A 25,449-nucleotide genomic window follows, 5' to 3' on the forward strand; every position below is an offset into this window, starting at 1 on the left:
GTAAATAAGAAAAGCACAACGCGCAATTCCACCGTTGCTCACACCTTGCGAGTAACGGTGGAATGTTGTCATTCAAATCTTATAAGGTACTTGATACCGTCAGCAAGATATTAGCTAAAAAAAGTATAGATGAATCTAGCAAAATTGCAAGCAAATTTTTTAGCAAGGTATAAAAAAGAAAAATCCACCCCATACTGTTCTTGTGATAGAAAGATGAGGTGATTGGTATTGGAAATCATCACAAATCAACGATTTAAAAAAGCACTTAAATATTTTAGAGCTCTTATTTTTGTTACTCTTATACTACTAATCTTCATGTCGGTAACTTTAATTTCTCTTTTTACGTATGCAACCGTTAAAGGTGCCCCACCGTTAACTGTACCGCAATCTACAATTTACTATGCAAATGACGATGTCATCATCGGAGAAAGCCATAGCAAAGAAAAGCGATACTGGATTTCACTTGATCATATTTCTCCTTCTTTAATCGCAGCAACGATTGCGATAGAAGATCAAAGTTTTTTTTCACACCCTGGATTTGATTTTAAGCGAATTGCAGGTGCTGCGTTAGCAGATATAAAAGCCTTAGCAAAGGTTCAGGGAGCAAGTACAATTACACAACAATATGCGAGAAACTTATTTTTAGAGCATGATAAAACTTGGAGAAGAAAATTCGATGAAGCACTTTATACCATACGTTTAGAAATGAACTATAGCAAAAATGACATTTTAGAAGGTTATTTAAATACGATATATTATGGGCATGGGACTTATGGAATTGAAGCAGCTGCTCAATACTATTTTGGAAAGTCAGCTAACGATTTAATGTTAAGTGAAGCAAGTATGTTAGCTGGGGTTCCAAAAGGACCCTCACATTATTCACCACTTATTAACGAAGAAAAAGCAAAAGATCGGCAATGGACGATATTAAATGCTATGGTTAATAACAACTACATTACAGAAAATGAAGCAAGCAAAGCCTATGAGCAAGAATTACAATATATCGAACAGCAAAAGGTTAAGCATGAAGAAGTAGGGCTCTATTTCCAGGACATTGTGAAGAATGAATTAGTGAACAAACTAAACATCGATGAACGGATTATTGAAATGGGCGGACTTCACGTGTATACAACACTTGATATAGAGCTGCAAAAATTAGCTGAAGAATCAATTTCTAACACCATTAATCCTTCATCTGATATACAAGTCAGTTTCGTAGCTTTGGATCAATATACCGGTGAAGTAAAAGCATTGGTTGGAGGAAGAGATTATGATGAAAGTCCCTTTAATCGGGCTGTTCAAGCAGAAAGGCAGCCAGGGTCAACTTTTAAACCTTTTTTATATTATGCTGCATTAGAAAAAGGTTTTACTGCCTCAACAAAGTTACGAAGTGAACAAACAACCTTTATCTTTGATGAAGGTAGAGCGACTTACACACCTCATAATTATAATAATTATTACGCAGATGATACGATTACATTAGCACAAGCAATGGCTTTGTCCGATAATGTATATGCAGTAAAAACTAATTTATATTTAGGGAATAACATTCTTGTAGAAACTGCTAAGAAATTGGGGATTACAAGTAAACTAGACAATGTACCGTCACTAGCTCTCGGTACTTCTCCTGTCAGGATGATTGACATGGTACAAGCGTATGCTACTATTGCTAACAATGGAAAACAGATACACCCTACGTACATCACAAAGGTTATTGATCATCATGGTAATATTATTTTTGAAGAGGCTCCATCACCTGAACAAGTTCTTGATCCGGACCTAGCATTTGTTACGACGCAGTTAATGAAAGGAATGTTTGATGAGAAATTAAACGATTACACGAACGTAACAGGTAGCATTATTCAAAATGATTTAACTAGGCTATATGCTGGCAAATCCGGCACTACAAAGACGGATAGCTGGATGATTGGTTATTCACCACAAATAGTAACTGGCATATGGACAGGATATGACAGAGATTACACTATTGATAAAGTAGATGAAAGGGCTTATTCAAAACGTATATGGGCTAATTTCATGGAACAATCATTAACAAAAGAACCTGTGCTCACTTTTCGAAACTCAACCGGAAATCTTAAAAAAGTGTACATTAACCCCGACAATGGAAAATTAGCCACAAATGATTGTCCTATTACCTTACAAATGTATTATGTTAAAGGGACTGAGCCAGAGGAATATTGTGATGAACACTCACAAAAGCCGCCACTTGATAAAAAACAAGCACCTATTGAGGATAAAGGTTGGTTTAAACGGTTTATTGACTGGTTTAATTAGGCTGTTTTCGCTTTAATTGTTGTTTTTTCATATTAGAAAAAAATTAACACATAAATTGCTAGAGTTTGGTTTCAATGATATTACATTAAACGAGCATAGCATGACATTAGATAAGTAAAAAACCCTTAACTAATCATACATAGTTAAGGGTTTTTGTCCTAGTTTTTACATGTGAATAACATTAAAACTAAGTTTACTCCGGTTCGCTTATAACATCAAGATTTATCATTATAAAATTTGGCGCTTATTAATCAAGATGAGAAGATGTGGTAAGTAAGTTACAACAGAAAAAAGAAACAACAAACTCTAGAAGCATGTGTTACTTCTTAATACGAAAACAATTATAAATTAAGATGACTCGATAGAATATAATAGCACTATGATGATTGTAGGTCTTTCTTTAGCTGCTCACCAGATCTATTCCACATATCAATATTATGCTCTTGTAAAAATTCTGCTAGCACTTGCTTTGAAGATACATCCATATGTTCAACGATAATCTGGCGCTTAAGCGATCTATCCATATTATTTACATGTTCAGGAAGCGATTTATAACCACGACGTATGTCACGATCAACAGTCATTTCACATGCAGTTACACCTGTATAAAACGGTCCTTCCTGATTCTGTTCTATCGTAACCCAAACGAGCCAATATGATTTCCCATTAGGTACTTCATCTCTGTTTGGTAGAAATTTTATCCCTCTTTCTACATCACTACGCGCATGCATTGCACCGATATCAACAACAGCAGATTTTTCTTCTACATCAATAATAACAGGTGATATATTATCTAAGCTTAAAACACCTACTCCAAACCCACCATGGCCATCTGTCGAATCACTTTTTTTTATAATTGTAAACCCAACTTTTTTCTTGTTATCTTTTTCCATACCATATCTTCCTCCTTTGCGAAACTGCTATATTGAAGTTACTTCATTACACTGTAGTAACATGCCTTACAAAATACACTAAAATATAATATTCATTATGGTTGCTAGTATGTTATTAACAAAAGGAATAAACGTATTAAAAATCGGTTGAATTGTATATCTGTCTAAAGGTGTTATGACTAATATTAAAAAAATGAGAGCTCCATAGTTTTCATACTGTGTCAATTTTGCCCGAATATCAGGTGGTGATAAGTCTTCAATGACGCGATACCCATCAAGTGGTGGAAATGGTAACAAGTTAAATACGAATAGAAGAACATTTAAATTTATTAGTATAATAAAAAACGAATATAAGCTGTCACCAAACCCTATTGGTAAAAGGCCAATGATCCCAAAATGAACCATAGCATTCAAAATGAATAGCCCAACAAAAGCTATTACCAAATTACTTAAAGGTCCAGCTATTGATACTAAAACACCAGCCAAACGAGGATTTTTAAAGAAGTAACGATTAACGGGTACTGGTTTAGCCCAGCCAAAACCTGCAATAAATATTAATAAAGTTCCTATTGGATCCAAATGTGAAAGTGGTGAAAGTGTAAGTCTACCTTGATTTTTTGCTGTCATGTCACCAAATTTATATGCGACATAAGCATGAGCAAATTCGTGTAAGGTAAATGCTATTACTAAAGCAATCACTACATATGGGATTTGTTCAATAGGAAATGCTAAAAAATTGCTCACTATGTTTCTCCTTTTTGTTCACTTTTTATATATGCAATAATAGTATACACAATTGACTATGAAAATTCGAATTGTTAAATTAAACGTGGTAGAATTAAAACGAAAAGCGGAGATAATACATAAGTGTATTTTGTACATAGAGCGTTAAGCAAAAGTGAACCCAAGGATAGGGCAAAAGAATGTCGAAACGGTCTTAACATTCCATTAACAGCGGAGTCCTCATGCATGGAGTGCTTTCCTTCCGGTAAAGTGGTTTGACCTCTACTTTGAAAAGCCCGTCCATATGGCTAGCGTCCATACTATGAATGTAGCTCCTCCGCAAAGCTTACACATGTTAATTTTTATATACCTTACTACTGTAAAAAGGAGAGACATCAAATGCCATATATTACTGTCAAAATGCTTGAGGGACGTTCAGAAGAACAGAAGAACCAGCTTGTTGAAAAGGTAACTGCTGCTGTTTCTGAAACAACAGGTGCACCTGCTGAAAAAATTGTAGTATTTATAGATGAGATGACTAAAAGTCATTATGCTATTGGTGGAAAACGTTTAAGTGATGAATAAAAGGTAGACATTAAAGGGATGAGTGATTAGCTCATTCCTTTAAGCTCTAAGTAAACTCTGTTACTACTATTTCTAATAGCAAAAGTGCCATGAAACAAGCAATGCGAAAACAGCCTTAGCTTGTTACTGACTTTCTTAAGACGTCAATATATGTTATTGCTTCTTCAAATTCTTCCTCTGAATAGTTTTGCTTACTTTTTATCGTGAATACCTTTTCCTTCACTTCATCCTTACTTAAATCTTCAAAATAAATAATCGTAGATACAAGCTCCAAAAATCTAGCATTTTGCTCATTTAAATCACAGATCCAATTTTGCAAAAAAGGCATGTCCAATTCATAGTGATTCAAGAATTGTTCTCCTGATTCAGTTAGTGAATATCGATACTGGGAGTATCCTGCTTTCTTCTCAATTTCTTCATGTATATAACCTAAATTACAAAGCTCTTCAACTCGTAATGTAAGTTCTTCGGAATAAGGTCCGTAAAAATGAAAATTATATTTTTCATAAAATGGATCTTTCATTTTTTTTGCGATAAAAATCATCTTTTGAAGCTTTTTACGTCCGACTATCTCTCCTGCTTCCGAGAATGCTTTCATAACTTTTGCATGTTCTAATAACAATTCCGTTCATCTCCTAACGCCCTTTTAACACACCTTAAAAAAAGAATGGAAAAATGGAAAAATGGCTAAATTTATATAGGATATACTTACGACAATGTTGTCGTCCCTTTTAAATACATCTATGACTTAACCTTCGTATATAGTAATTCTGTTATTTTTTTCTTAATATTTGGATTGGATGAACGATCTTCTAACAAATCCTGAGGGAAATAAAGTTTATGGTCAGTTCTACGCTTTCCAGAAATCGCTTCAACAATTGCTGACTCTCTCGATAGCTCATGGATTTCTTCATTCGCCATTAATAATTGGATAGGTAATCTTTCCTCTTCTTCACCAGGACGGTAAAAATCATAAGGTAAGTCTGATGAGGAATCAACTACTAAATAATATTCAGGGTCAATGCCTGCTTCATTAAAAAGCTTTGTTAATTCAATTAATTTAGTCATTTCGTCATTCGATGGATTGAACTCGACATACTTGAATAGATTTCGATTTAAAAAACGTTGACACAAATCACGTAAAATAGCATCTTCTTCCTCTTGCCACTCCTGAAAATAGTACAAGATCACACCTTCGTCTAATTTCAGATAGTCAGCAAGCTCAAGTTTATTCTCGAACAATGAGTAAAAATGTACAGGTGGGCTTTTAAATGAGTAGTTTTCTTTGTATAAGTGCATAGCTCGATGCAATATCTTAGTTAAAATAACTTCAGCACTGCGAGTAACCGGATGAAAATATACTTGCCAATACATTTGATAACGACTCATAATATAATCTTCTACCGCATGCATGCCACTTTGTTTTATTACTACTTGATCTTCACGAGGTCGCATCACACGAAGTATTCGTTCCATATCAAAGTGTCCATAACTAACGCCCGTATAATAAGCATCTCGCTGTAGATAATCCATACGATCTGCATCTATTTGACTTGAGATTAAACCGACTACTAACTTATTTTCGTATGTTTTTGCTATCACTTCAGCGACCTGTTTTGGGAAATGTTGGCCAACCTTTCGCAAAACACGGTTCACCTCTGTATCCTCACGAATAATTAATTGAGTAAAATTTTCATGATCAAGGTGAAAAACCTTTTCAAAAGAATGTGAAAATGGGCCATGACCTAAATCATGTAACAGTGCTGAACACAAGCAGAGTAGCCTCTCTTCACTATTCCATTCTGGCCGGCCGTCAAATACATCATCTATAATTCTACGAATAATTTCATAAACTCCCAGTGAATGACTAAACCGACTATGCTCTGCACCATGAAAGGTTAAATAAGTTGTACCTAACTGTTTAATTCGCCTTAAGCGCTGAAACTCTGCAGTTCCTATTAAATCCCAGATGACTTTATCGCGTACGTGGACATATCGGTGGACAGGGTCTTTAAAAACCTTTTCCTCCGTCAGTTTTTCATTGGCATATGTCATCCAATTCCCTCTTTTCGTTTGACATATTTTATATTATATCTCCTAATCAATGACAAAAAAACTCTTGATTTTATCATTATTTATCTCACTAAAAAAATTTATAAGCACATGGGAATAATCCGTTACAAAAGTAAAAATCACCTTATTCATAAAACAAAGGTGATTTTTACTTTTTCTTCATTTTTTTCTCTACCTTCTCGAGTAACTCATTTTCATCCTTTGCGGAAATAGGACGATTATTTACAAATGCAAATGCTTTTTTTCTCCCAGGTCCACAGTAGGACTGACAGCCTATATCTATGCTTGCATTTGGATCTATTTTCTTTAAACGAGGTAGCAATGTTTTAATATTTGTTGCTTGACAATCGTCACAAATACGAAATTCATTTGCCATACAGTACAGCCCCTTCTAAAACCTTCTTCATGAATAATAATAAAAATATATATTATTTCGTCAATGGCTAAAGGGTATTTTACATTTAATTGATTGGTAATGCAAGTGCTGAGTTTTAATTACACCATTTGCCAGAGATAATATCTTAATCTACTTGGAAATAATTATATGCACTATCGATAATAAGCTTCGCAATAGCTTTGTTGCTTTTGCCGCTTACATTTGAGTAACTGATGTGTAATATATGAATTTTATAGCTTTTATAGGAGGAAAAGTGACCCGAACGCTTGTTATATTCGTCTTTAGCACTAATGATGAAAGAAGCAAACAGCCCAAAAGCAACCAAAATACAAAAACAGTAAGTATAAAGAAATTTGAACTTGTCAATGCTATTAATAAAATATTTTATAAAAATTGGGAGTTGAGAGTATGAAAGAAAGACAGGATGCATGGACAGAAGAAGATGATTTATTATTAGCTGAAACAATACTAAGGCATGTTCGTGAAGGTAGTACACAGTTAAATGCCTTTGAAGAAGTTGGAGACAAATTAAACCGCACATCGGCAGCATGTGGCTTTCGTTGGAATGCAGTCGTACGTAACAACTATCAGAAAGCGCTAGAGTTAGCAAGAAAGCAACGTAAGCAACGGCAACGCTCTTTAGGAAAACACCAACAGGTTAAAAAGACTCTATTATATAAACCGACTGTTCCTTCTATTAAAGACTTAAATATAAATGCTATAGAAAGTAACAAGGACGTTACACTAGATCAGGTGGTCTCTTTCTTACAATCATTACAACAAAACACTAGTAATATCGATTTTCTACGTAAAGAAAATGAAAGATTACGACAAGAAAATGAAGAAATGTCTAAACAAAATAAAACATTTTCTGAAAACATTTCAAAACTACAGCAAAGTTCTATTTCAATACAAGAAGATTACGATACGCTAATGAAAATCATGAATCGTGCAAGAAAGCTAGTTTTAATTGAGGAAGAACAAAGTCCGGCTACAGCCTTTAAGATGGATAAAAACGGCAACCTAGAAAAAATGGCGAAGTAGGAAGAAAGGCGCAAGGTGCCCGCTTATCGGCGACAAGTAGAAAAGCGAAGCCGACTTGAACTGCCTCGAAAAGCGTTGGAACCTTTTCAACTGAAGACGCTTTATGTCTTCTGATGAAAAGGTGAAACGACTCGAGAGGCAAGGAGGCGTAGCTAGACAAAGAGAAAAGCGCATGCGCCTTGATCATCCCCGACAAGCACTGGAAGCATTTCACTTGAAGGCATTTTTTGACTTCAAGTGAAATGCTTACGCGCCTCAAGAGGATATACAATGGAACTAGATATATGAAAAAGCACCTAACCTAGATGTTAAGTGCTTTTTCATTGCGTTCAATGACTCTCTTATAATTGTGTTCAAATAATGCTAATTCATCTGCTGTTAATTGAGAAGAATAGATAGACGTACTCATATTCTTTAGCGTAGTTAACAATGCTAACATCATATCTTGAATTGTGCTTGATTCACCTGTCAATTCGTTTAATGAAGCCATCGTTTCAGGCTTTACGTCAGGGTAAACATATTTAGTTTCGATGCCTTTGATTGATTTGTTATAAAAATCCTTAATCAAATTTGCACGCTCTCCCCCACTACCAGTCACACAAAGATAAATTTGTACCGCCACTCCACCTCTAACCCTTCGTTGAGAAATTCCTGCAAATTTCTTTCCTGCTACACTTAGGTCGTAACTTCCAGGACAATATGAACCGATGATTTCCTTAGCCTCGATCTGTAAATGAAAAGGAGAAAGCATATGCTTTACTAGTTCCACCATGGCATCATAGCCCCTATTTATATCGATCCCTTTTTCTGTATCAGGGAAAATGAGAGATATATTCAAAACTCCTTCATCTAAAACAACTGCTAAGCCCCCTGAATTTCTTACAATCACTCGATATCCTTGCGACTGCAAATAACGAACGCCATCAGTTAGGTAAGGGAGCTTTGTATCTTGAATACCCAGCACAATCGTATTGTGATGAACCCATGAACGTGCTGTTGTCACAGCTTCATTTTTCCCTACAGAAGAGCATAACGTATCATCAATAGCAAAAGATTGGAGCGCATCAAAATGTGGACCTACACTAGATTGATCAATGATTCTCCATCTATTTTGCTCTAATAAGCTCTTTGACTGAGTATACATGATATGCGTCCCCTAACATATTTTCATTATTTTTGCAGTGCTTGAGCTGCTGTAATAAGAGCTAATTTATATACATCCTCTTGGTTACAACCACGGGACAAATCGTTGACAGGCTTATTTAACCCTTGCAATATTGGACCTACCGCTTCAAAATTCCCTAATCTTTGAGCAATTTTATATCCAATATTCCCTGCTTCAAGGCTCGGGAATATAAACACATTAGCATCGCCTTGAATAAGCGCATCAGGTGCTTTCTTTTGTGCAACAGAAGGTACAAATGCTGCATCAAATTGCAATTCTCCCTCAACCATTAATTCAGGGTTTCTTTCTTTTGCCAAACGAACTGCTTCAATTACCTTTTCGGTTTCAGGTGATTTGGCTGAACCTTTTGTGGAAAAGCTGAGCATAGCAACTTTTGGTTCAATATTAAACATTTGTGCTGTATAGGTACTTTCTATTGCAATTTCAGCTAAGTCTTGACTATCAGGTGCAATATTAATTGCACAATCAGCAAATACATACTTTTCGGTATCACGAACCATGATGAATACACCCGATGTCTTCTTAACACCTTCTTTTGTTTTAATTATTTGTAATGCCGGACGAACTGTATCTGCTGTAGAATGGGCTGCGCCACTTACTAACCCATGAGCTTTTTCTGTATATACAAGCATTGTACCAAAATAATTTTCATCTAGTAACATTTTGTATGCTTGTTCTTTTGTAACTTTGCCTTTCCTTCTCTCAACAAAAGCATCGACTAACGTGCTCATTTCATCATATTGTTCAGGATCGTATATTTCGACTCCACTCAACGATACTTCTAGTGCTTCAGCTTTTGCTTGGAGTTCACCTGGATTCCCAATAATGATTGGTTTAATAATTTCCTCTTGTGCTAAACGGCTTACAGCTTCTAAAATTCGATTATCATTCCCTTCTGGAAAGACAATACGGATGTTTTCACCCTTAATTTTCTCTTCTAATATGTTGAATAACTGTGACATATGTTTTTCCTCCTTTGCTCTCATCATTACTCGTTATATTTAGAATACTTGACTATTACTGAAAATCAATAAATCTATCTTAAGATAACGCTTACATGAAAGAAGTTTATCTTTTCATAATTCACAAAAAAAACACATTTATACGTAAGTAGAGGTAAATTTGTCAAAACTAATATACGTAGTCACACTTCGTTCACACATATTACAGCGTTAGCCTTTTCAGAAAGCTCTTTATTATTATTTTGCTGAATTATAAAAACCAAAGAAAGTTCATGCAAGTGTCATCTGTTTTATAGAAGGATAGCTGGCCACAAACTCTAGGGATGTACGTGTTAGTACGAAACACTAATGAACAAAAATGTTTCGTGTTTCTTAGTAATGCATAAACTGTGGTATATTAGAAATGCTATATATTTTATATCATGATCTAATTAGAGTAAACTATAATTGTCATATCATACATAATGAAGGAGATGGGTATCAATATGAGTGAAGCAGCTAAAACGTTAGATGGCTGGTATTGTCTACATGATTTACGTGCAATTGACTGGTCTTCTTGGAAACGACTAACAAGTGATGAGCGTCAAACCGCAATTCATGAGTTTGTTGGTTTACTTGAAAAATGGGGTCTTGTTGAAGAAAACCAACAGGGTAGCCATGCATTCTATTCAATTGTTGGGCAAAAAGCAGATTTTATGCTCATGATTTTAAGACCTACAATGGAAGAAATTAATGAAATAGAAAATGCATTTAATAAAACTAAACTTGCTGAGTATACCATTCCTACATATTCGTATGTGTCAGTGGTTGAGTTAAGTAACTACTTACCAGCTGATGAAGACCCGTATCAAAACCCTGAAATCCTAAAAAGGCTATACCCTACCTTACCTAAAGCAAATCATATTTGCTTCTATCCTATGGATAAGCGTCGTCAAGGTGATGACAATTGGTATATGCTCCCGATGGAGGAACGTCGAGCATTAATGCGTTCACATGGCATGATAGGTAGGAAATATGCAGGAAAAGTTAAACAAGTAATTTCAGGTTCAGTCGGCTTCGATGATTACGAATGGGGTGTAACACTTTTTGCAGATGATGTTTTACAATTTAAGAAGTTAGTGTACGAAATGCGTTTTGATGAGGTAAGTGCTCGTTATGGTGAATTTGGAACGTTTTTTGTCGGTAACATTTTGAATGAAGAAAAATTAAATCAACTACTACACGTGTAAATATCTATACTCATTCAAACAAAAGGAAAGTGGCTCATATACATATATGGGTCATTTTCTTTTTACTTGAATTTAATGCATATCTAAAATGCTCAACTCATATCTATTAAATAGAAATCATCATTTTTCAAAAATAAGGAACCATTTTCACTTACTTAAATAGAGTAATATTGTACGAAATTGTAGGTGGATACCTATTTGTAAGTGAGGTGAGAAGATGGCGGTAATTCCTTATACAGAAAAAGATGTAGATTTACTTGCACGCTTAATTCGTGCAGAGGCAGAGGGAGATGGCAAACTCGGTATGTTAATGGCCGGTAATACTAGTGTGAACCGAGTTAGAGCCAGTTGTTTAGATTTTAGAGACATTACATCAATACAAAAAATGGTCTTTCAGCGCCCGGGTGGATTTGAAGCAACCATAAAAGGATACTTTTATCAGCGTGCAAGAGAATCTGACAAACAGCTAGCTAGAAGACTCATAAATGGAGAAAGATTTCACCCTGCAACAAATACATTATGGTTTTTCAGGCCTGAAGGCGATTGCCCAGCACAATGGTTTAATCAATGGAATACCGGACGTTTCAAATCCCATTGTTTTTTTGCACCGACTCAGTCGGAATGTCCTAAAGTGTATTAAACCTATTTTGATGTAGAGGAGGAATTTGATGACAAATAATTATAATCAGGGGAACTATGGAGTTTATCAATCCCAAACATCATACCCATATAGATACCCGTACCAATATGGACAGCAACAACAAGTACCACAACCAACTTCTGCCCCAACAACAGGTCCACAAGTACCAGATATGTTACCACTTGAAGAATCTTATATTGAAAATATACTACGATTAAATAAAGGGAAGGTAGCAACTGTTTATATGACCTTTGAAAATGGTCGAGAAGGAAGAACACAAATATTTAAAGGAATGATTGAGGCTGCTGGGCGTGACCATATCATACTTAGCGATTCTGAGTCGGAAAAGCGCTATGTATTATTGATGGTGTATCTAGATTATATTACCTTTGATGAAGAAATAGAATATTACCCAGATAGAATTGTAAGCTACTCTCCTAGGTGATAAAAAAACTAAACTAACTACAATTTCACCTAGAAGCAGCCCTCTTCTTGTGGGCCAGGTGAAATGTCATTAACCATGACTTCTCCTAACAAGCATTCGATCCATTTCAGATGAAGGCGCATTTTGCCTTCGGATGGAATGGTGAAGTGCCCTTGAAGGACTCTGGTGGCTTCGCTACGATAGCATTTAGGATAAATATCCATAAGATATGTAATCCTAGGCAGTGAAAAAAAGCAATAAAGTTTATGAAAGGCTCTTTTTCGTAAACTTTGTTGCTATTTTTATCAAATTAGTACCATAAATATGTTAGTCATCTTTGTACAGAAGAAAAGATGCCACGAACGCTAGATATATACGTGCTTACACCTTAGAACGAAAAGCAAGAATCAATGCGAAAACAGCCTTATGAAAAGAGCTTTACCAATAGAAAAGGGGAGTCTATTTGTCGAAATTCGACTTAGACACCCCCTTTTTTACATATGTTTCATGACTGCATATCCGAGAAGAACCCATCCAATTAAGAACGCCACACCACCTAATGGTGTAATTGCTCCTAACACTTTTACTTGAGTAACACTTAGAACATAAAGACTTCCGGAAAATAAAATAATTCCAATTAACATAAACCAACCTGCCCACGTAAGAGAAGGTGTATTTGGAAATTTACCTGCAATCAAAGCGATAATCATGATTGCCGTAGTATGAAACATTTGATAAGTGACGCCAGTTTTCCATGTCTCTATATACTTTGCTGGAATTTTGCCCTCTAAACCGTGTGCACCAAATGCTCCTAGTGCTACCGCTAAAAAACCATTAATTGCTCCAATCATTAGCAATATTTTCATGTTTGTTAGTCCCCCAATTTTAAAAATCTAGTAATGAATCTCCATTTGCTTCATCTACATTTACTTTATTATGTTGTTTAATTGACATTTGTTGTATTTCTGGAATCGTTTTTTTACGATTGCCCTCTACAGAATTAGATGATAATACGACATCACACAAAGAGTGGATACTAGCAATATGTTCGCGAAGTCTGCCTTCATCATTTGACTGGTTTGCTTTTGACAGCTCTTCACCAATTTTATCAAGTATCATTTGAACTGGTACCTTCAAACTCCCCACCTCCTGAGTTCATATTTTTTAAGAAGGCTCTTTTCGTAATCTTTGTTGCTATTGTTATTCAATTAGTACCAATAAAAAGTGGTTTTACTTGGTTCGTCATTGTTGTACAGAAGAAAAGATGCCACGAACACTAATTATGTGCGTGTTTGGCTCTTAGTACAGAAAGCAACAATTAATGCGTAAACAGCCTTTAAGAAAGTTCCAAAGTATAGGATAAATGATTATTATATACTAGATTTTGTAGCTTCTTCAAATTTCACTAATTGATCCTTTGCACCAAACACTATTGTTAAGTCACCTTCTTTTAATCGTTCATCTGGGTGAGGGTTACTAATTAGCTCATGTTTTCTTTTTATCGCTACAATCGTTACACCGTACACACTGCGAATATTATTATCTCGTAAAGAGCTATTGACAACTTTTGATCTAGGTTGGATGATAATTTCTTCAACCCCATATTCGTCTTTACCTAATTGTAGAATCGTATCTATGTAGTCAACACTAATAGGTTTTACAACTGACATTGCCATCCTCCTCCCCCCTAGTGAGGAAGGATTAATAACTTTGCTTGCTCCAGCAATGCGAAGCTTTTCTTCAGATTCAACTTTCTCTGCTCTAGCCACAATTTGAATCTTTGGGTTTAATCCTTTTGCAGTTAATGACACAAATACATTTGAAGCATCATCAGGTAGCGTTGCTACTAACCCTTTTGCTCGTTCTATTCCTGCATTATATAAAACCCGATCCTCAGTTGCGTCACCTACTATGTATAGAAAATTCTCTTCTATTTGTTCCACTCTTTCTTTATCACGTTCAATAACAACAACTTGAACCCCTTCTTGTATAAATCTCTGCAGCACTTGTTCACCTACACGACCTATTCCGCAAATAATCATATGATTTGATAGATTGTCAATTTGTTGATGCATACGACGCCTCCATACACTTTGTGATAACTTTCCTTCAATAATTGCAGCCGACATTGCTGCTAGTGTATACCCTACTAGTCCAACTCCAATAGGAATAATGAGCAAGCCAAATATGCGCCCGCCTATTGTTTGAGGTATAATATCACCGTAACCTACCGTCAGTACGGTAATTGCTGTCATCCACAAAGCATCAAAAAAACTAATCCCTTCAAGAAAGGCAAACCCAAGTCCTCCAACGATAATAATTATCGTCATTCCTATTAAAGAAATAACGATATGTTTGGATACTTTCACCACGCCCCTCCTTCTATCAAGACCCTCTTTTTCTCTTCTCCTGAAATTTCATGCACGACTTCCCTGAGGATTGGAATACACGTAAGGATGGAATAATGTCTGTTTTAAAATTAAAAGCTTTGCAGCCTCTTGGGAATTTTGGATCCCACGTTGTGTAAAAATGGGTACAATTAAAACAATTTACTCTTTGGTCACTCATATTATTTCACCCTTTATGCTCCCCATTAATTATATTGTGTTTTTATTGTATCACTATCATCTTCACGGTTCAGCAAATATACCTTTGATAGTATACCTAGGGTATTTTTGTAAACTCCATTTATTTATTCTAAACCTTTTACAATTAGATACATTTTATCTAAGCCACATAATTTTTATAGTAAACAAAAATACCGCTAACGTTAGATATATGCGTGTTTTTCCCCTTAATATGAAAAACTACGATCAATGCGTAAACAGCCTTTATCTATGTATTTAGTGGATCGATTTGCCAATCAATTTCTTCGCTATCAATTTGCCGTAAATAACTATTTGCTTTCGAAAAGGGGTTACTGCCGAAAAAACCACGATTAGCAGAAAAAGGACTCGGATGAGGTGACTCAATGATAAAGTGATGACTATTTGAAACTAGTTTTTGTTTTTCTTGAGCATGTCTACCCCAAAGAATAAAAATTACCGGCTTTTCACGTTCATTTAATACTTCAATTATTTTGTCTGTGAACAATTCCCACCCAAGCCCTCGATGGGAGCTGGGCTGTCCTTTCCTCACAGTTAATGTTGTATTTAACAACAATACCCCTTCTTCTGTCCACTTTAATAAATATCCATGGTTCGGTATAGTGCAACCGATGTCATTTTGTAATTCTTTATATATATTTTTTAACGAGGGTGGAACAGGAATACCAGGTTGAACCGAAAAGCTTAAGCCATGTGCCTGATTTGGACCATGATAAGGGTCTTGTCCAATAATGACAACTTTCACTTTATGATAAGGTGTATGATGTAAAGCATTAAATATACTATACATATCAGGGTAAATCGTTTCAGTATTATATTCGTGTTTCAAATTTTGACGTAGCTTTTTATAATACGTCTTGTTAAATTCTTCCTCTAATAATTGTGACCAGTCATTATTAAGTATTGTCATTCAAAACCACCTATCAACTTTCATAGCATCACTACTAATATATTATTCTTTATTGAAATGTTTCAACAGTTCATTCATCTCATTCACATCAGGTATCCAATAATACAATCGCGAATTAACTAAAGGATCCATCGCATATCCTTCATTTCCTGGTAATTGAAAATAGGAGATATCTTCGGTTGTAATCCCTTTAAACAGCATAGCCATACTAAAGATATCACTTTCAGATACGTTTGTATCAATTATTGCTTGTTTAACGTTTCGATAAATGGTAGGTACCTTTGGAATATTCTTTGGCTGGAGGGCTGTCTTGACTAATGATTTTAGTACGAGTGCTTGATGTTGCTGGCGCCCAAAATCTCCTTCAGACAATGATTTACGTTCTCTAACAAGTGACAAAGCTAGATCCCCATCAAGATAAAGAATATTTTTATTATCAAGCGTAATATTTTTATCTGTCAATGTTATAGGTTCCTTTAGCTCTATTTCAATACCACCCACGGCATCCACAACATCTATAAAGCCTTCAAAATTTGTTTTCACATAATAATTAATTGTGCACTTACATAAATTACTTACCGTTTGTATTGTAGCTTCCGTCCCAGATCCATTTCCGCCTTCAAGCTCTCCAAGTAAATGAGCGTGATTAATCTTAGTGGCACCTACACCTTCTACTTGAACTAATGTATCGCGTGGAATAGATAAAACAGTTATCTTTTCTTGTTCGGGATGGATATTTGCAAGCATAATTACATCTGTACGTGAAGCTTCTTGTTTACGTGCGTCAAGACCTAGAAGTAACAAATTAAAGCTATCAATTTGTTTGTATTTCTTATCTAAATTCTTTTTTTGTAAGTGAATGGCCTTCCTACCTTTTGTAATATCGGCATTTTCTTCTTGTTTCTCTCCTTCTTCATTACTTTGAAGACTGTCTTGCACTTTTAATTCGTCTACCTTTTCGGGTGTTGCGATTTGCGGTATTTTATGTTCAGCAAAATGATTTACCGGCTTAAGTTTAATATAATAATATCCGCCTATACAACCGAATAAAACAATAACAAACAGCGTTATTCTTATCCCCTTTTTCATTGTTATTCAGTCCCTTTACTCGTCCTATTTACTTATATATATTACCCCTCACCTATTCAAATTACAGCTTATTTTACAAGTTCTTAAATAAAGACTCTTTTTGTAAAACTTGTTTAAATTTCAACTAAATTAGAAGATCAAAATGGTAATTATATCCATTTATATAAGATACCAGGAACGTTAATTGTGAACGTTTTTAATACCTTAATAAGTAAATTAACCATGAAGGCGACAATATAAAAAATTACCAAAGCCTGTTTTCATCACTTTTTGCTTTATAAACACTAGAACGTCTAGGGCGATTTTGTGCGGCTATCACAATTGGACATATGGTAAAAAATTAAACAAAATTAGGTCAGAACAAACCAGCCCACGATAAAGTACAACGACTAGCTTGTACCTTATTGTGGGCTGACCCTTTATAGTGTTCATTTATACATTGCCTGTTCAAATATTGCATCTAAAGCAACAAAGGTTATAAATAGCATCTTTCAAGCAAATTATGCGTTTTTCATCGATAATAACTTGTTTTTTAAATCCTGTTCCATTGTTGTAATATCCTTTTCAATTTGCTGGCGCTTCATTCTGCCTTCTTGCTGAATTTTTAACGTTTCTTCTAATGTTGTTAATAAATTCGTTTGTGTTTGCTTTAGTGTTTCAATATCTACTACTCCCTTTTCATTTTCCTTCGCAACATCAATTGTGTTTGCTTTAAGCATATCAGAGTTTTTTAATAGTAACTCGTTCGTTGTTTTTGTTACTTGCTTTTGCGCCTCAACAGCTTTCTTTTGTCGGAAAAGAGTAATAGCTATAACAATTTGATTTTTCCATAATGGAATCGCAGTAAGTATTGAAGACTGAATACGTTCAACTAATGTCTGATTCATATTTTGAATCATTCGAATTTGTGGAGCAGTTTGAATTGTAATTTGCCTGCTGAGCTTTAAATCATGAGTTCGCTTTTCTAATCGATCAACAAATTGCATAAGGTCATTTATTTCTTGAATCTCCATTTGATTACCAGAAGATTGTGCTTTTTGTTGCAAGATGGGGATTGTATTCGTTCGAAGGTCTTCTAGCTTGACTTCAGCTGCGGCAATATAAATGTTTAATGCTTCAAAATACTCCTTATTTTTCTCGTATAAAGTATCAAGCATCATAATATCTCGAAATAGCATTTGTCGGTTTTTTTCAAGCTTGTCACCTATTTTATCAATTTCAAGTCCAATCTTCTGATACTTTGACAGTATATTATTAACCGATTGAGCAAAAGAACCAAATACGCGAGAGAAGAAACCACGTTTTTGTACTTCGAAGTCTTCTGGATTTACCTCTTTAATTCTACTCATTAATTCTGTTATTACTTCTCCCACTGGACCTGCATCTTTCGTTTGCACATGATTTAACATATCATGAGAAAACTTAGATAACTCTGCCTGAGCCGCTACACCATATTGAACAATTGCTTGTTGATTAGTAGGGTCTATTTGCTCAGCTAATGATTTGGCCTTTACTTGATGTTCGGGCTTCAAAGTTAAAATAAGCTTTGATGGTTCTACTGTTTCAGTACTTTGTTCGTTCATTAATGAACGCTGTGGGTCACCAAATGGGTTTTCTAGTAGTGTATCAATATTAGCTGTATCTAAACGATTCATTTGAAGGTTTAATTCTTTTTCATTCATTCTTTTTTCCCCTTTCTTTTACTATAGCGAATAGAGCCTAGCAATATCGTTCATTTAATAATGTTGTTTTTTGCTGAAGCAGTCTGTTCTTTCGTACGCTCTTCAAATGAATAACCAGTTTCCTGAAGTGACTGCTTTACTAATTTACATTCTATATCAAGGTCTGTAATGTCATCTGAAAGGATTTGTAGGAGTTCTTTTTCTATGGATGCTGCTAATTCTTCAAGTGTTTCCTCCACTTCTCTCATCGATATATACAATTCCTTGTTTTTGACTGGTTGTGAAGCTAACTCAGAATATTTTTTTACAATAAGTAATGTTGAGTCCACATACGTTGTAAAAACAGATTGAACGTTTCTATATCGCTGTGGTTCTCTTTCAGCTATCTCTAAAATTTGCTTAAGAATTTTATGAACCTTATTTACTGTTTGATATACTCTAATAGAGCGAACTTTGTATCGATAGCTCCCAATTTCTTTAACTTTAGGTTTTATCTCACGAATATTTTTCTTAACATATGCCCTTTCTTCTTTTACAACGTCCTGATTGGCCGGTAGAAATTTTCTACGAAATATTGCCGAAACAAGAAAGTAAGTGGCACCCCCACCTAAAATAGCTGCCCACCATATAAAACCAGTCACAAAGAAAAGTACAACCGCACCAACAACACTTATACTAAATGAAATAGCTATTCTTATAGTATGAAGGATCAATTTTTTCATGTTCACTCTTCTCCTAACTATAGAGTTCAAAATGTAACATTGCACATAAAAAATTCGAATATTAAGGTTATTTTTCCCTTATATTAGCATTGTTACATTTTGTAAACAAGTTTATTCCTGTTATATTTTATACGTATCGTTAAGGCAATTAGTTTCAAAACATGGAGAAAAGTTTTTAACCATTTTTACCGATGGAAAATTAAGTATTCATCAAGGTTCTTTTCGTAAACTTTGTTGCAATTTTTATAAAAATGGACAATATAATGAGTTTTATCAGAGTTAAATAATAATGTACGAAAAACAACAATCTATGCCGAAAGCAGACGTATATAGGTATTCTTCAAATTATTAACTAACCGTTTCCATACAAAAAGCAGACCTATTATTGTTAGGCCTGCCTATTAGTTTTGCGACATATTATTGTTTTTCTAAATCTTTTGGTGAGAATCCACCTGGCAATAAATCCTGTACAGTGGTTTCTTGAACATCACCATTTAGATTGGTTAATACAACTTCCATATCTGGGTTACACAATTCTGATATTACTTGTCGACAAGCACCACAAGGTGGAACAGGTCGTTCAGTATCAGCGACTACAACTAAAGCTTTATACTCTTTATTACCATCAGAATAAGCCTTAAAAAGGGCTGTTCTTTCTGCACAATTACACATACTGTATGCAGCATTTTCTATATTACACCCATGATAGACTTGATCATCCTTTGTTAATAAAGCAGCGCCAACCTTAAATTTTGAGTAAGGCGCATATGCGCGCTCTCTCGCCTTTTTCGCCTCTTGAATGAGAGTTTCTTTGTTCATCTGACTCATCCCTTCAACCCTTTTTTGGAGTTTGTTCAAAAAGTCAAGCAACATGATCAGAATGGTCAAAATTGTTTAATCCGTATTTGCCATTGAAAGATGCAATTCTTAGTTGGACTTGCTTTTACATTTGCACTCTTTTTGAACACTCACTAATAGATAAGAAATAAACCCTTTTCTAAACTCAATTTAGCTTTGGAAAAACATACCGAATAACCAGTTTGCTACAATTCCCCCAAGATACACACCGAATACGCCTAATACGCCTGCTAAAACAGGTGGAGCTGGTAATGGAAGTTTTAATGCTTTAAATACAATGCCGATTATCATACCAGCTAATAAACTTAAGACTAGTTCTTTCATTGTTAACCCTTCTTTTCAAATATTTTGAATAAGCACTAAGAAAATGAGACTTAATATGAAGTCGTTGATTCTTCGCCTTTTACTAGTTTCACGCCAGAGCTCGTTCCGATACGAGTTGCACCAGCTTCTGTCATTGCGTCAGCATCTTGTAAGTTTCGAACGCCTCCAGATGCTTTCACACCGATATTAGGTCCAACCGTTTTACGCATTAGTGCGACATCCTCAACAGTTGCGCCTCCCGTTGAAAAGCCTGTTGAAGTTTTTACAAAATCTGCTCCTGCACGAACTGATAATTCACAAGCGCGGACTTTCTCTTCTTCAGTTAATAAACATGTCTCAATAATAACCTTTGTCAATGCTTTCCCTTTTGCTGCTTCAACAACTGCTTTAATATCTTTTTCAACTAGTTCATCGTTCCCACTTTTTAATGCACTAATATTGATAACCATATCAACTTCTGTTGCTCCATTTTCAATCGCATTATTCGTCTCAAATGCCTTCACTTCAGGAGTTGTTGCACCTAAAGGGAATCCAATTACTGTACAAACTTTTACTTCTGGCGTATCCTTTAACATTTCAGCTGATAGCTTTACCCACGTTGGATTTACACATACTGAAGCAAATTTGTATTCCTTCGCTTCATTTACTAATTTCTCGATTTCTTCTTGACGAGTTTCAGGTTTTAATAAAGTATGATCGATCATTTTTGCTAAGTTATTATTCACTATATTTTCCTCCATTTTATGAAATTACTAAACCCTCTGAAATTTGTATATTCTAATCTATAATAACATTCCAGCGATAGCGGCACTAAGCAATGACGCAAGCATTCCTGCTAACACTGCCTTTAATCCCATTCTTGCTATATCACCACGACGATTTGGCGCTAAATTTCCTAGCCCACCTAAGAGAATTCCTAATGATGATATATTTGCGAATCCACAAAGTGCAAAACTTATAACAGCAACTGTTTTCGGAGTTAGGTCTTCAATTTGTGGAGCGAAAGAAGCATATGCCACAAATTCATTTAACACTAACTTTTGACCGATAAATCCTCCAGCAGTTACAGCTTCGGCCCAAGGTACACCTATTGCAAAAGCGATTGGTGCAAATAAATACCCTAAAATTATTTCAATCGTTAAACCTTCAAAGCCTAATAGATTTCCTACCCCACCTAATAAACCATTCAATAATGCAATTAATGCAATAAATGCAAGTAACATTGCACCAATATTTAACGCAAGCTGAAGACCAACACTTGCTCCTCGTGCTGCTGCATCGACGACATTAGTTGATTCTACATCTTTCTCCATTTTAATATCATCAGTCGTCTCAGATTTTTCAGTTTCTGGCATCATGATTTTTGCTATGATCAGACCTGCTGGTGCAGCCATGAAACTTGCAGCAAGTAAATACTCTAGCGGAACACCTAATAATGAATATCCGACTAAAACTGATCCGGCAACTGAAGCAAGACCTCCCGTCATTACCGCAAATAACTCTGATTGAGTCATCTTCGCTAAAAACGGTCTAACAACTAGCGGAGCCTCTGTTTGTCCAACGAAAATATTGGCAGCTGCTGATAATGATTCAGCTTTACTTGTTCCTAATAGTTTGGAAAGCCCCCCACCAATAAATTTTATCACGAGTTGCATAATACCTAGATAATAAAGCACCGATATTAAAGAAGAGAAAAAGATTACAATTGTTAAAACGTTAAAGGCAAAGACAAATGTAATTTCTTCTGCGGCAAATAATCCACCAAACAAGAAGTTAACACCTTCGTTAGCGTAATTAATGATTGCTTGAACGCCTTCAGAAAATGTTTGCAAACCTCTTTTTCCAGCTTCCCATTCTAGTACTACAAAAGCAAATGTAAACTGGATTAACAAACCTATCAAAACAGTTTGGATCTTAATTGATTTTTTACTACTTGAAAACAAAAATGCGATTCCTAATACTACAAGGACACCAATGATACCCCATAAAAAATTCATGAAGAACACCCCTAAGACAGTTTTCTTGATGCTTACGATGCTTAGTATTCTTAAATAATTATTTTTTAATCCCTATAGTGGATTTATAATTACTTGTTAAACATTGAATCATTTATGAACATTTGTTCATGAACCATTTAAGAATACAAAATAAAAACAAATCTTGTTCTATTGTCATAAACCGTTTTCATTTCTAAAAAAGCTGGTTTATGCTAAAAGAGAATCATATTGTATTAGCTTCATGCTCCAAAAATAAATTGAACAAAATTTAATTTTCGATATTACTATAACAAGGTATTGAACAAATGTAAACACAATATTGAACAAACGTTATGTCTATTATTTGACAATGTTATAAGAATCAACAATAAAGAGTCACTCGTTTCTATGTCAAAACGAGTGACTCTTTATATTTCATCGACCTTCTTCGATATATCATAATCATATTCTGCTAAATAACGCACAAATGTCATTTGAATAACTTACCATATTCGAGGTTTAATTATAGCTTTTCCAGCAAAGATTTAGCGGTAATTTGATCTGTAATTAACACATTGGCGTATTCTCCCATTAAAGCACCATAAATTCCTTCTAGTCGATCAGCTCCCCCTGCAACGAGAATGGACTGTTCTTTATTTCTTAAATCGTCTAATTCAATTCCTAAAGTTCTAGCATTCAAGCTCTCATTACATATTTCCCCATCTTTTGTAAAAAACCTAGAGCAAATATCTCCTACAGCATTGGAGAAAATCATGTCTAAATCCTCTTCTGTAAAATAGCCTAGTCTGAATAACAAAGATTCTGATCGAATGGGGCCTACAGTAAATAAAGCGATATTAGCATTTTTACCAAGCTCCAAAATGCGGTGGATGTGTCGGTCTGCCACCATTGCTTGTTTAACAACCACATGATCAACGATTGCTGGAACTGGTAAATAATGAGGTGTGGTGTTAAAGGCTTTGCCAAATAAATGAAGAATTTCATCAGCATAAGTATTTGTCTCTGAGTGACCAACTGCCCCTTTCAGTTGAACAACTTGCACATCTTTTAAATTTTGTTGATTTAACTTATTAGCAATATTATATAATGTTCTACCCCATGTGAGGCCTATGATATCACCATCTTTGACTGTTTCATGTAAATATATTGCAGCTTGTTCTCCTAGACTGTTATGGATGACGCTTTTTTCATAATGAGGAATAGATGTTACAACCGCTTTTTTTAATTTGAACTTTTGTTCAAGTTCTTCAGATAAAGATTCAACATCCTCTGTAGGATCATTGATTTTAATTTGAACGATCCCTTCGTTTTTTGCTTGTTGCAAAAGTCTTGATACCGTTGGCCTTGATACACCAAGTTTTTTTGCAATATCGCTTTGATTATAATCTAATAAGTAATATAGTTTTGCTGCCTCAATTACTTTCTTTAATTTATTTTTTTCCATAATTTCACCTTTTGTACTTTTTAAGTATTGTATGAAATTAATTTTACCAAAAAAATGAACGTTTGAAAAATATATCAAATGTTTATCCATATTCTTAAAATGAGTATAACTCTATCCATCAAACCTGTATTATTCATTTATTATATTCTGTATTAGTTTAATTTCTCTACTCATTATAAAATATAATCATTATCTAGTATGCTTGTATAATATAAAAGTTACTCATCATCTATATTTCACACATGATCGCCAACACATATCTATAATTATTTTTTTAAAATAGTACAATAAACTTCCTGATTTTTGTTATCTATTATTTTTTTATCTGTTATAGTTTTTTTGTATCTATTGTTATATTTTTATTTGGGATTTTTTAGAAATAAAATAAGTGAAAAAGAGGGAGAAAAGAGGTTGAGTTAATGAATGATTTTCCAAAAACTGTAGGCACAAATCCATAGTGTAAAACATATATTGTTCTAATTCTAACTAGTAGAAAGGAGATTTTTTATCATGCATTTTTTTAGATTCCCACCACCACGTCCCCATCCCCATATTCATCCAGGAGGTAGTATGTTACCCTTCCCTGGATCGACGCCAATTCATGGCACCCAAGCTCTCCATCATGCTCCTTCTGCTCCACCACCTTCTTTTGTACCTCAGCAACATCAACCTGACTTACAAGCTATTGACCCACGAGCACTTATTAGATGTTTATATCGATACACGTATATTTGGCTTCGAGGTAGAAGATCATTTTGGTTTTATCCTACATTTATTGGAAGAAAATCAGTTTCAGGGTACAGATGGACTGGAGTAAGGTGGGTATATTTTGGCATTGATGCACAAAGAATCATATCATTTCAATGTTTTTAAATGTTCCTTTTCGTAAGCTTTGTTGATATTTAACTAAAAAAGCATTGCTAGATGAGAATTTAATGAAGCTTCATCGTTATATCAAGAACTGTAATTAATTACTTAGTAGTCTTTTTAGGTCGAATACAGTTTTGTTAACAACAAAGGGTTTGCAGAAATGACCATCATAGAAAGCCCTATCCCACATGAAGGTACTAACTTCCTTCATGTGGAATGCCTGACGCTTGAGTTAGCCAATTGAAGCTAACAAGCTATCTAATCAAGGTAAGGAAAAACATTCGATCTAAATGTGGTTTCGTTAGGATGACAAATTGAATATGACCTATAGGAGGAAGTATCGCAAAACAAATAACAAAGACGCAGACACTCTGATCACCAAATTGAGAAGAGACTAATAAAAAAAAGGGTCACTATTTTGAACTGCCCCCTGTCTAGTAGACAGCGGAAATAATAAAAAGTCACTTAAGCGGCTTTAGCTCTATATTCCATAGGG

General features: G+C 34.8%; 26 protein-coding genes. 7 read left to right on the forward strand and 19 right to left on the reverse strand.

What is annotated here, in order from left to right; translation table 11 throughout:
* Window positions 1-228 precede the first annotated feature (228 nt).
* Window positions 229-2,295 (forward strand): transglycosylase domain-containing protein, encoded by a 2,067-nt coding sequence (locus tag JM172_RS04565; RefSeq protein WP_214480911.1) that lies wholly within the window; start codon window positions 229-231, stop codon window positions 2,293-2,295.
* 377 nt (window positions 2,296-2,672) lie between these two features.
* On the opposite strand, the gene JM172_RS04570 is transcribed toward JM172_RS04565, so the two are convergent.
* On the reverse strand, window positions 2,673-3,188 hold the full coding sequence (locus JM172_RS04570; RefSeq protein WP_214480912.1) for a YwhD family protein: 516 nt from the start codon (window positions 3,186-3,188) through the stop codon (window positions 2,673-2,675).
* Between the two features lie 78 nt (window positions 3,189-3,266).
* On the reverse strand, window positions 3,267-3,932 hold the full coding sequence (locus tag JM172_RS04575; RefSeq protein WP_214480913.1) for a site-2 protease family protein: 666 nt from the start codon (window positions 3,930-3,932) through the stop codon (window positions 3,267-3,269).
* A 345-nt stretch (window positions 3,933-4,277) separates the two neighbouring features.
* Here JM172_RS04575 and JM172_RS04580 point away from each other — a divergent pair, with 345 nt between their 5' ends.
* Window positions 4,278-4,496, forward strand: a complete 219-nt coding sequence (locus JM172_RS04580; RefSeq protein ID WP_352222906.1) for a 2-hydroxymuconate tautomerase — start codon at window positions 4,278-4,280, stop codon at window positions 4,494-4,496.
* Between the two features lie 115 nt (window positions 4,497-4,611).
* Here JM172_RS04580 and JM172_RS04585 read toward each other — a convergent pair whose 3' ends face one another.
* From JM172_RS04585 to JM172_RS04595, 3 genes are all read right to left on the reverse strand, one after another.
* On the reverse strand, window positions 4,612-5,118 hold the full coding sequence (locus tag JM172_RS04585) for a YwgA family protein (protein WP_214480915.1): 507 nt from the start codon (window positions 5,116-5,118) through the stop codon (window positions 4,612-4,614).
* A gap of 119 nt (window positions 5,119-5,237) precedes the next feature.
* A complete protein-coding gene (locus JM172_RS04590; RefSeq protein ID WP_214480916.1) occupies window positions 5,238-6,551 on the reverse strand; it encodes an HD domain-containing protein in 1,314 nt (437 codons plus the stop codon).
* Between the two features lie 166 nt (window positions 6,552-6,717).
* Window positions 6,718-6,945 carry a YuzB family protein gene (locus JM172_RS04595; RefSeq protein WP_214480917.1) on the reverse strand — a complete coding sequence of 76 codons (228 nt, stop codon included), beginning with the start codon at window positions 6,943-6,945 and terminating at the stop codon, window positions 6,718-6,720.
* 429 nt (window positions 6,946-7,374) lie between these two features.
* Between JM172_RS04595 and JM172_RS04600 the strand changes: the two genes are divergently transcribed.
* Complete coding sequence (locus JM172_RS04600; RefSeq protein ID WP_214480918.1) at window positions 7,375-8,010, forward strand: RsfA family transcriptional regulator; 636 nt, start codon at window positions 7,375-7,377, stop codon at window positions 8,008-8,010.
* Window positions 8,011-8,311: 301 nt separating this feature from the next.
* Here JM172_RS04600 and lipL read toward each other — a convergent pair whose 3' ends face one another.
* Complete coding sequence (lipL, locus tag JM172_RS04605) at window positions 8,312-9,154, reverse strand: octanoyl-[GcvH]:protein N-octanoyltransferase (protein ID WP_214480919.1); 843 nt, start codon at window positions 9,152-9,154, stop codon at window positions 8,312-8,314.
* Window positions 9,155-9,180: 26 nt separating this feature from the next.
* A complete protein-coding gene (gene pta / locus JM172_RS04610; RefSeq protein WP_214480920.1) occupies window positions 9,181-10,158 on the reverse strand; it encodes a phosphate acetyltransferase in 978 nt (325 codons plus the stop codon).
* A gap of 485 nt (window positions 10,159-10,643) precedes the next feature.
* On the opposite strand from pta, the gene hemQ reads away from it, so the two are divergent.
* The 3 genes from hemQ (at window position 10,644) to gerQ (ending at window position 12,472) form a co-directional block, all read left to right on the forward strand.
* Window positions 10,644-11,387, forward strand: a complete 744-nt coding sequence (gene hemQ, locus JM172_RS04615) for a hydrogen peroxide-dependent heme synthase (RefSeq protein WP_214480921.1) — start codon at window positions 10,644-10,646, stop codon at window positions 11,385-11,387.
* Window positions 11,388-11,604: 217 nt separating this feature from the next.
* Window positions 11,605-12,027: a cell wall hydrolase gene (locus tag JM172_RS04620; protein ID WP_214480922.1), complete on the forward strand. Its 423-nt coding sequence runs from the start codon at window positions 11,605-11,607 to the stop codon at window positions 12,025-12,027.
* Window positions 12,028-12,055: 28 nt separating this feature from the next.
* Window positions 12,056-12,472 (forward strand): spore coat protein GerQ, encoded by a 417-nt coding sequence (gene gerQ / locus JM172_RS04625; RefSeq protein ID WP_214480923.1) that lies wholly within the window; start codon window positions 12,056-12,058, stop codon window positions 12,470-12,472.
* Window positions 12,473-12,945: 473 nt separating this feature from the next.
* Here the strand turns inward: gerQ and JM172_RS04630 are convergent, their stop codons facing one another.
* The 12 genes from JM172_RS04630 to JM172_RS04685 form a co-directional block, all read right to left on the reverse strand.
* Window positions 12,946-13,317, reverse strand: a complete 372-nt coding sequence (locus tag JM172_RS04630; protein WP_214480924.1) for a DUF423 domain-containing protein — start codon at window positions 13,315-13,317, stop codon at window positions 12,946-12,948.
* A gap of 19 nt (window positions 13,318-13,336) precedes the next feature.
* On the reverse strand, window positions 13,337-13,588 hold the full coding sequence (locus JM172_RS04635) for a YwdI family protein (RefSeq protein ID WP_214480925.1): 252 nt from the start codon (window positions 13,586-13,588) through the stop codon (window positions 13,337-13,339).
* A 233-nt stretch (window positions 13,589-13,821) separates the two neighbouring features.
* Complete coding sequence (locus JM172_RS04640) at window positions 13,822-14,820, reverse strand: potassium channel family protein (RefSeq protein ID WP_214480926.1); 999 nt, start codon at window positions 14,818-14,820, stop codon at window positions 13,822-13,824.
* 466 nt (window positions 14,821-15,286) lie between these two features.
* The gene (locus tag JM172_RS04645; RefSeq protein ID WP_214480927.1) at window positions 15,287-15,967 is read right to left on the reverse strand and encodes a uracil-DNA glycosylase; all 681 of its coding nucleotides are present in this window, start codon (window positions 15,965-15,967) and stop codon (window positions 15,287-15,289) included.
* A 42-nt stretch (window positions 15,968-16,009) separates the two neighbouring features.
* Window positions 16,010-17,056, reverse strand: coding sequence for an LCP family protein (locus JM172_RS04650; protein ID WP_214480928.1), 1,047 nt, complete (start codon window positions 17,054-17,056; stop codon window positions 16,010-16,012).
* 500 nt (window positions 17,057-17,556) lie between these two features.
* The gene (locus tag JM172_RS04655; protein ID WP_214480929.1) at window positions 17,557-18,738 is read right to left on the reverse strand and encodes a toxic anion resistance protein; all 1,182 of its coding nucleotides are present in this window, start codon (window positions 18,736-18,738) and stop codon (window positions 17,557-17,559) included.
* A 50-nt stretch (window positions 18,739-18,788) separates the two neighbouring features.
* Window positions 18,789-19,460 carry a 5-bromo-4-chloroindolyl phosphate hydrolysis family protein gene (locus tag JM172_RS04660; RefSeq protein ID WP_214480930.1) on the reverse strand — a complete coding sequence of 224 codons (672 nt, stop codon included), beginning with the start codon at window positions 19,458-19,460 and terminating at the stop codon, window positions 18,789-18,791.
* 417 nt (window positions 19,461-19,877) lie between these two features.
* Window positions 19,878-20,333 (reverse strand): cytidine deaminase, encoded by a 456-nt coding sequence (locus JM172_RS04665; protein ID WP_483297242.1) that lies wholly within the window; start codon window positions 20,331-20,333, stop codon window positions 19,878-19,880.
* Window positions 20,334-20,468: 135 nt separating this feature from the next.
* Window positions 20,469-20,642, reverse strand: coding sequence for a XapX domain-containing protein (locus tag JM172_RS04670; protein WP_214480932.1), 174 nt, complete (start codon window positions 20,640-20,642; stop codon window positions 20,469-20,471).
* Window positions 20,643-20,692: 50 nt separating this feature from the next.
* A complete protein-coding gene (gene deoC / locus JM172_RS04675) occupies window positions 20,693-21,346 on the reverse strand; it encodes a deoxyribose-phosphate aldolase (protein WP_483297243.1) in 654 nt (217 codons plus the stop codon).
* Between the two features lie 78 nt (window positions 21,347-21,424).
* Window positions 21,425-22,639, reverse strand: coding sequence for a NupC/NupG family nucleoside CNT transporter (locus JM172_RS04680; RefSeq protein WP_214480934.1), 1,215 nt, complete (start codon window positions 22,637-22,639; stop codon window positions 21,425-21,427).
* A 502-nt stretch (window positions 22,640-23,141) separates the two neighbouring features.
* Window positions 23,142-24,083, reverse strand: coding sequence for a DNA-binding transcriptional repressor DeoR (locus JM172_RS04685; protein WP_214480935.1), 942 nt, complete (start codon window positions 24,081-24,083; stop codon window positions 23,142-23,144).
* A 510-nt stretch (window positions 24,084-24,593) separates the two neighbouring features.
* Between JM172_RS04685 and JM172_RS04690 the strand changes: the two genes are divergently transcribed.
* The gene (locus tag JM172_RS04690; RefSeq protein WP_214480936.1) at window positions 24,594-24,956 is read left to right on the forward strand and encodes a hypothetical protein; all 363 of its coding nucleotides are present in this window, start codon (window positions 24,594-24,596) and stop codon (window positions 24,954-24,956) included.
* Window positions 24,957-25,449: the final 493 nt, after the last annotated feature.

Origin of the sequence: Bacillus sp. SM2101 (assembly GCF_018588585.1) — a bacterium.
Lineage (GTDB): Bacteria > Bacillota > Bacilli > Bacillales > SM2101 > Nanhaiella > Nanhaiella sioensis.

What these genes read in the sequence shown, in the direction of transcription:
- JM172_RS04570 (WP_214480912.1), bottom strand. Translation starts at nt 3,188, where the DNA reads ATGGAAAAAGATAACAAGAAAAAAGTTGGGTTTACAATTATAAAAAAA.
- JM172_RS04590 (WP_214480916.1), bottom strand. Translation starts at nt 6,551, where the DNA reads ATGACATATGCCAATGAAAAACTGACGGAGGAAAAGGTTTTTAAAGAC.
- JM172_RS04595 (WP_214480917.1), bottom strand. Translation starts at nt 6,945, where the DNA reads ATGGCAAATGAATTTCGTATTTGTGACGATTGTCAAGCAACAAATATT.
- JM172_RS04600 (WP_214480918.1), top strand. Translation starts at nt 7,375, where the DNA reads ATGAAAGAAAGACAGGATGCATGGACAGAAGAAGATGATTTATTATTA.
- lipL (WP_214480919.1), bottom strand. Translation starts at nt 9,154, where the DNA reads ATGTATACTCAGTCAAAGAGCTTATTAGAGCAAAATAGATGGAGAATC.
- pta (WP_214480920.1), bottom strand. Translation starts at nt 10,158, where the DNA reads ATGTCACAGTTATTCAACATATTAGAAGAGAAAATTAAGGGTGAAAAC.
- hemQ (WP_214480921.1), top strand. Translation starts at nt 10,644, where the DNA reads ATGAGTGAAGCAGCTAAAACGTTAGATGGCTGGTATTGTCTACATGAT.
- JM172_RS04620 (WP_214480922.1), top strand. Translation starts at nt 11,605, where the DNA reads ATGGCGGTAATTCCTTATACAGAAAAAGATGTAGATTTACTTGCACGC.
- gerQ (WP_214480923.1), top strand. Translation starts at nt 12,056, where the DNA reads ATGACAAATAATTATAATCAGGGGAACTATGGAGTTTATCAATCCCAA.
- JM172_RS04630 (WP_214480924.1), bottom strand. Translation starts at nt 13,317, where the DNA reads ATGAAAATATTGCTAATGATTGGAGCAATTAATGGTTTTTTAGCGGTA.
- JM172_RS04645 (WP_214480927.1), bottom strand. Translation starts at nt 15,967, where the DNA reads ATGACAATACTTAATAATGACTGGTCACAATTATTAGAGGAAGAATTT.
- JM172_RS04650 (WP_214480928.1), bottom strand. Translation starts at nt 17,056, where the DNA reads ATGAAAAAGGGGATAAGAATAACGCTGTTTGTTATTGTTTTATTCGGT.
- JM172_RS04655 (WP_214480929.1), bottom strand. Translation starts at nt 18,738, where the DNA reads ATGAATGAAAAAGAATTAAACCTTCAAATGAATCGTTTAGATACAGCT.
- JM172_RS04660 (WP_214480930.1), bottom strand. Translation starts at nt 19,460, where the DNA reads ATGAAAAAATTGATCCTTCATACTATAAGAATAGCTATTTCATTTAGT.
- JM172_RS04665 (WP_483297242.1), bottom strand. Translation starts at nt 20,333, where the DNA reads ATGTTGCTTGACTTTTTGAACAAACTCCAAAAAAGGGTTGAAGGGATG.
- JM172_RS04670 (WP_214480932.1), bottom strand. Translation starts at nt 20,642, where the DNA reads ATGAAAGAACTAGTCTTAAGTTTATTAGCTGGTATGATAATCGGCATT.
- deoC (WP_483297243.1), bottom strand. Translation starts at nt 21,346, where the DNA reads ATGATCGATCATACTTTATTAAAACCTGAAACTCGTCAAGAAGAAATC.
- JM172_RS04680 (WP_214480934.1), bottom strand. Translation starts at nt 22,639, where the DNA reads ATGAATTTTTTATGGGGTATCATTGGTGTCCTTGTAGTATTAGGAATC.
- JM172_RS04685 (WP_214480935.1), bottom strand. Translation starts at nt 24,083, where the DNA reads ATGGAAAAAAATAAATTAAAGAAAGTAATTGAGGCAGCAAAACTATAT.
- JM172_RS04690 (WP_214480936.1), top strand. Translation starts at nt 24,594, where the DNA reads ATGCATTTTTTTAGATTCCCACCACCACGTCCCCATCCCCATATTCAT.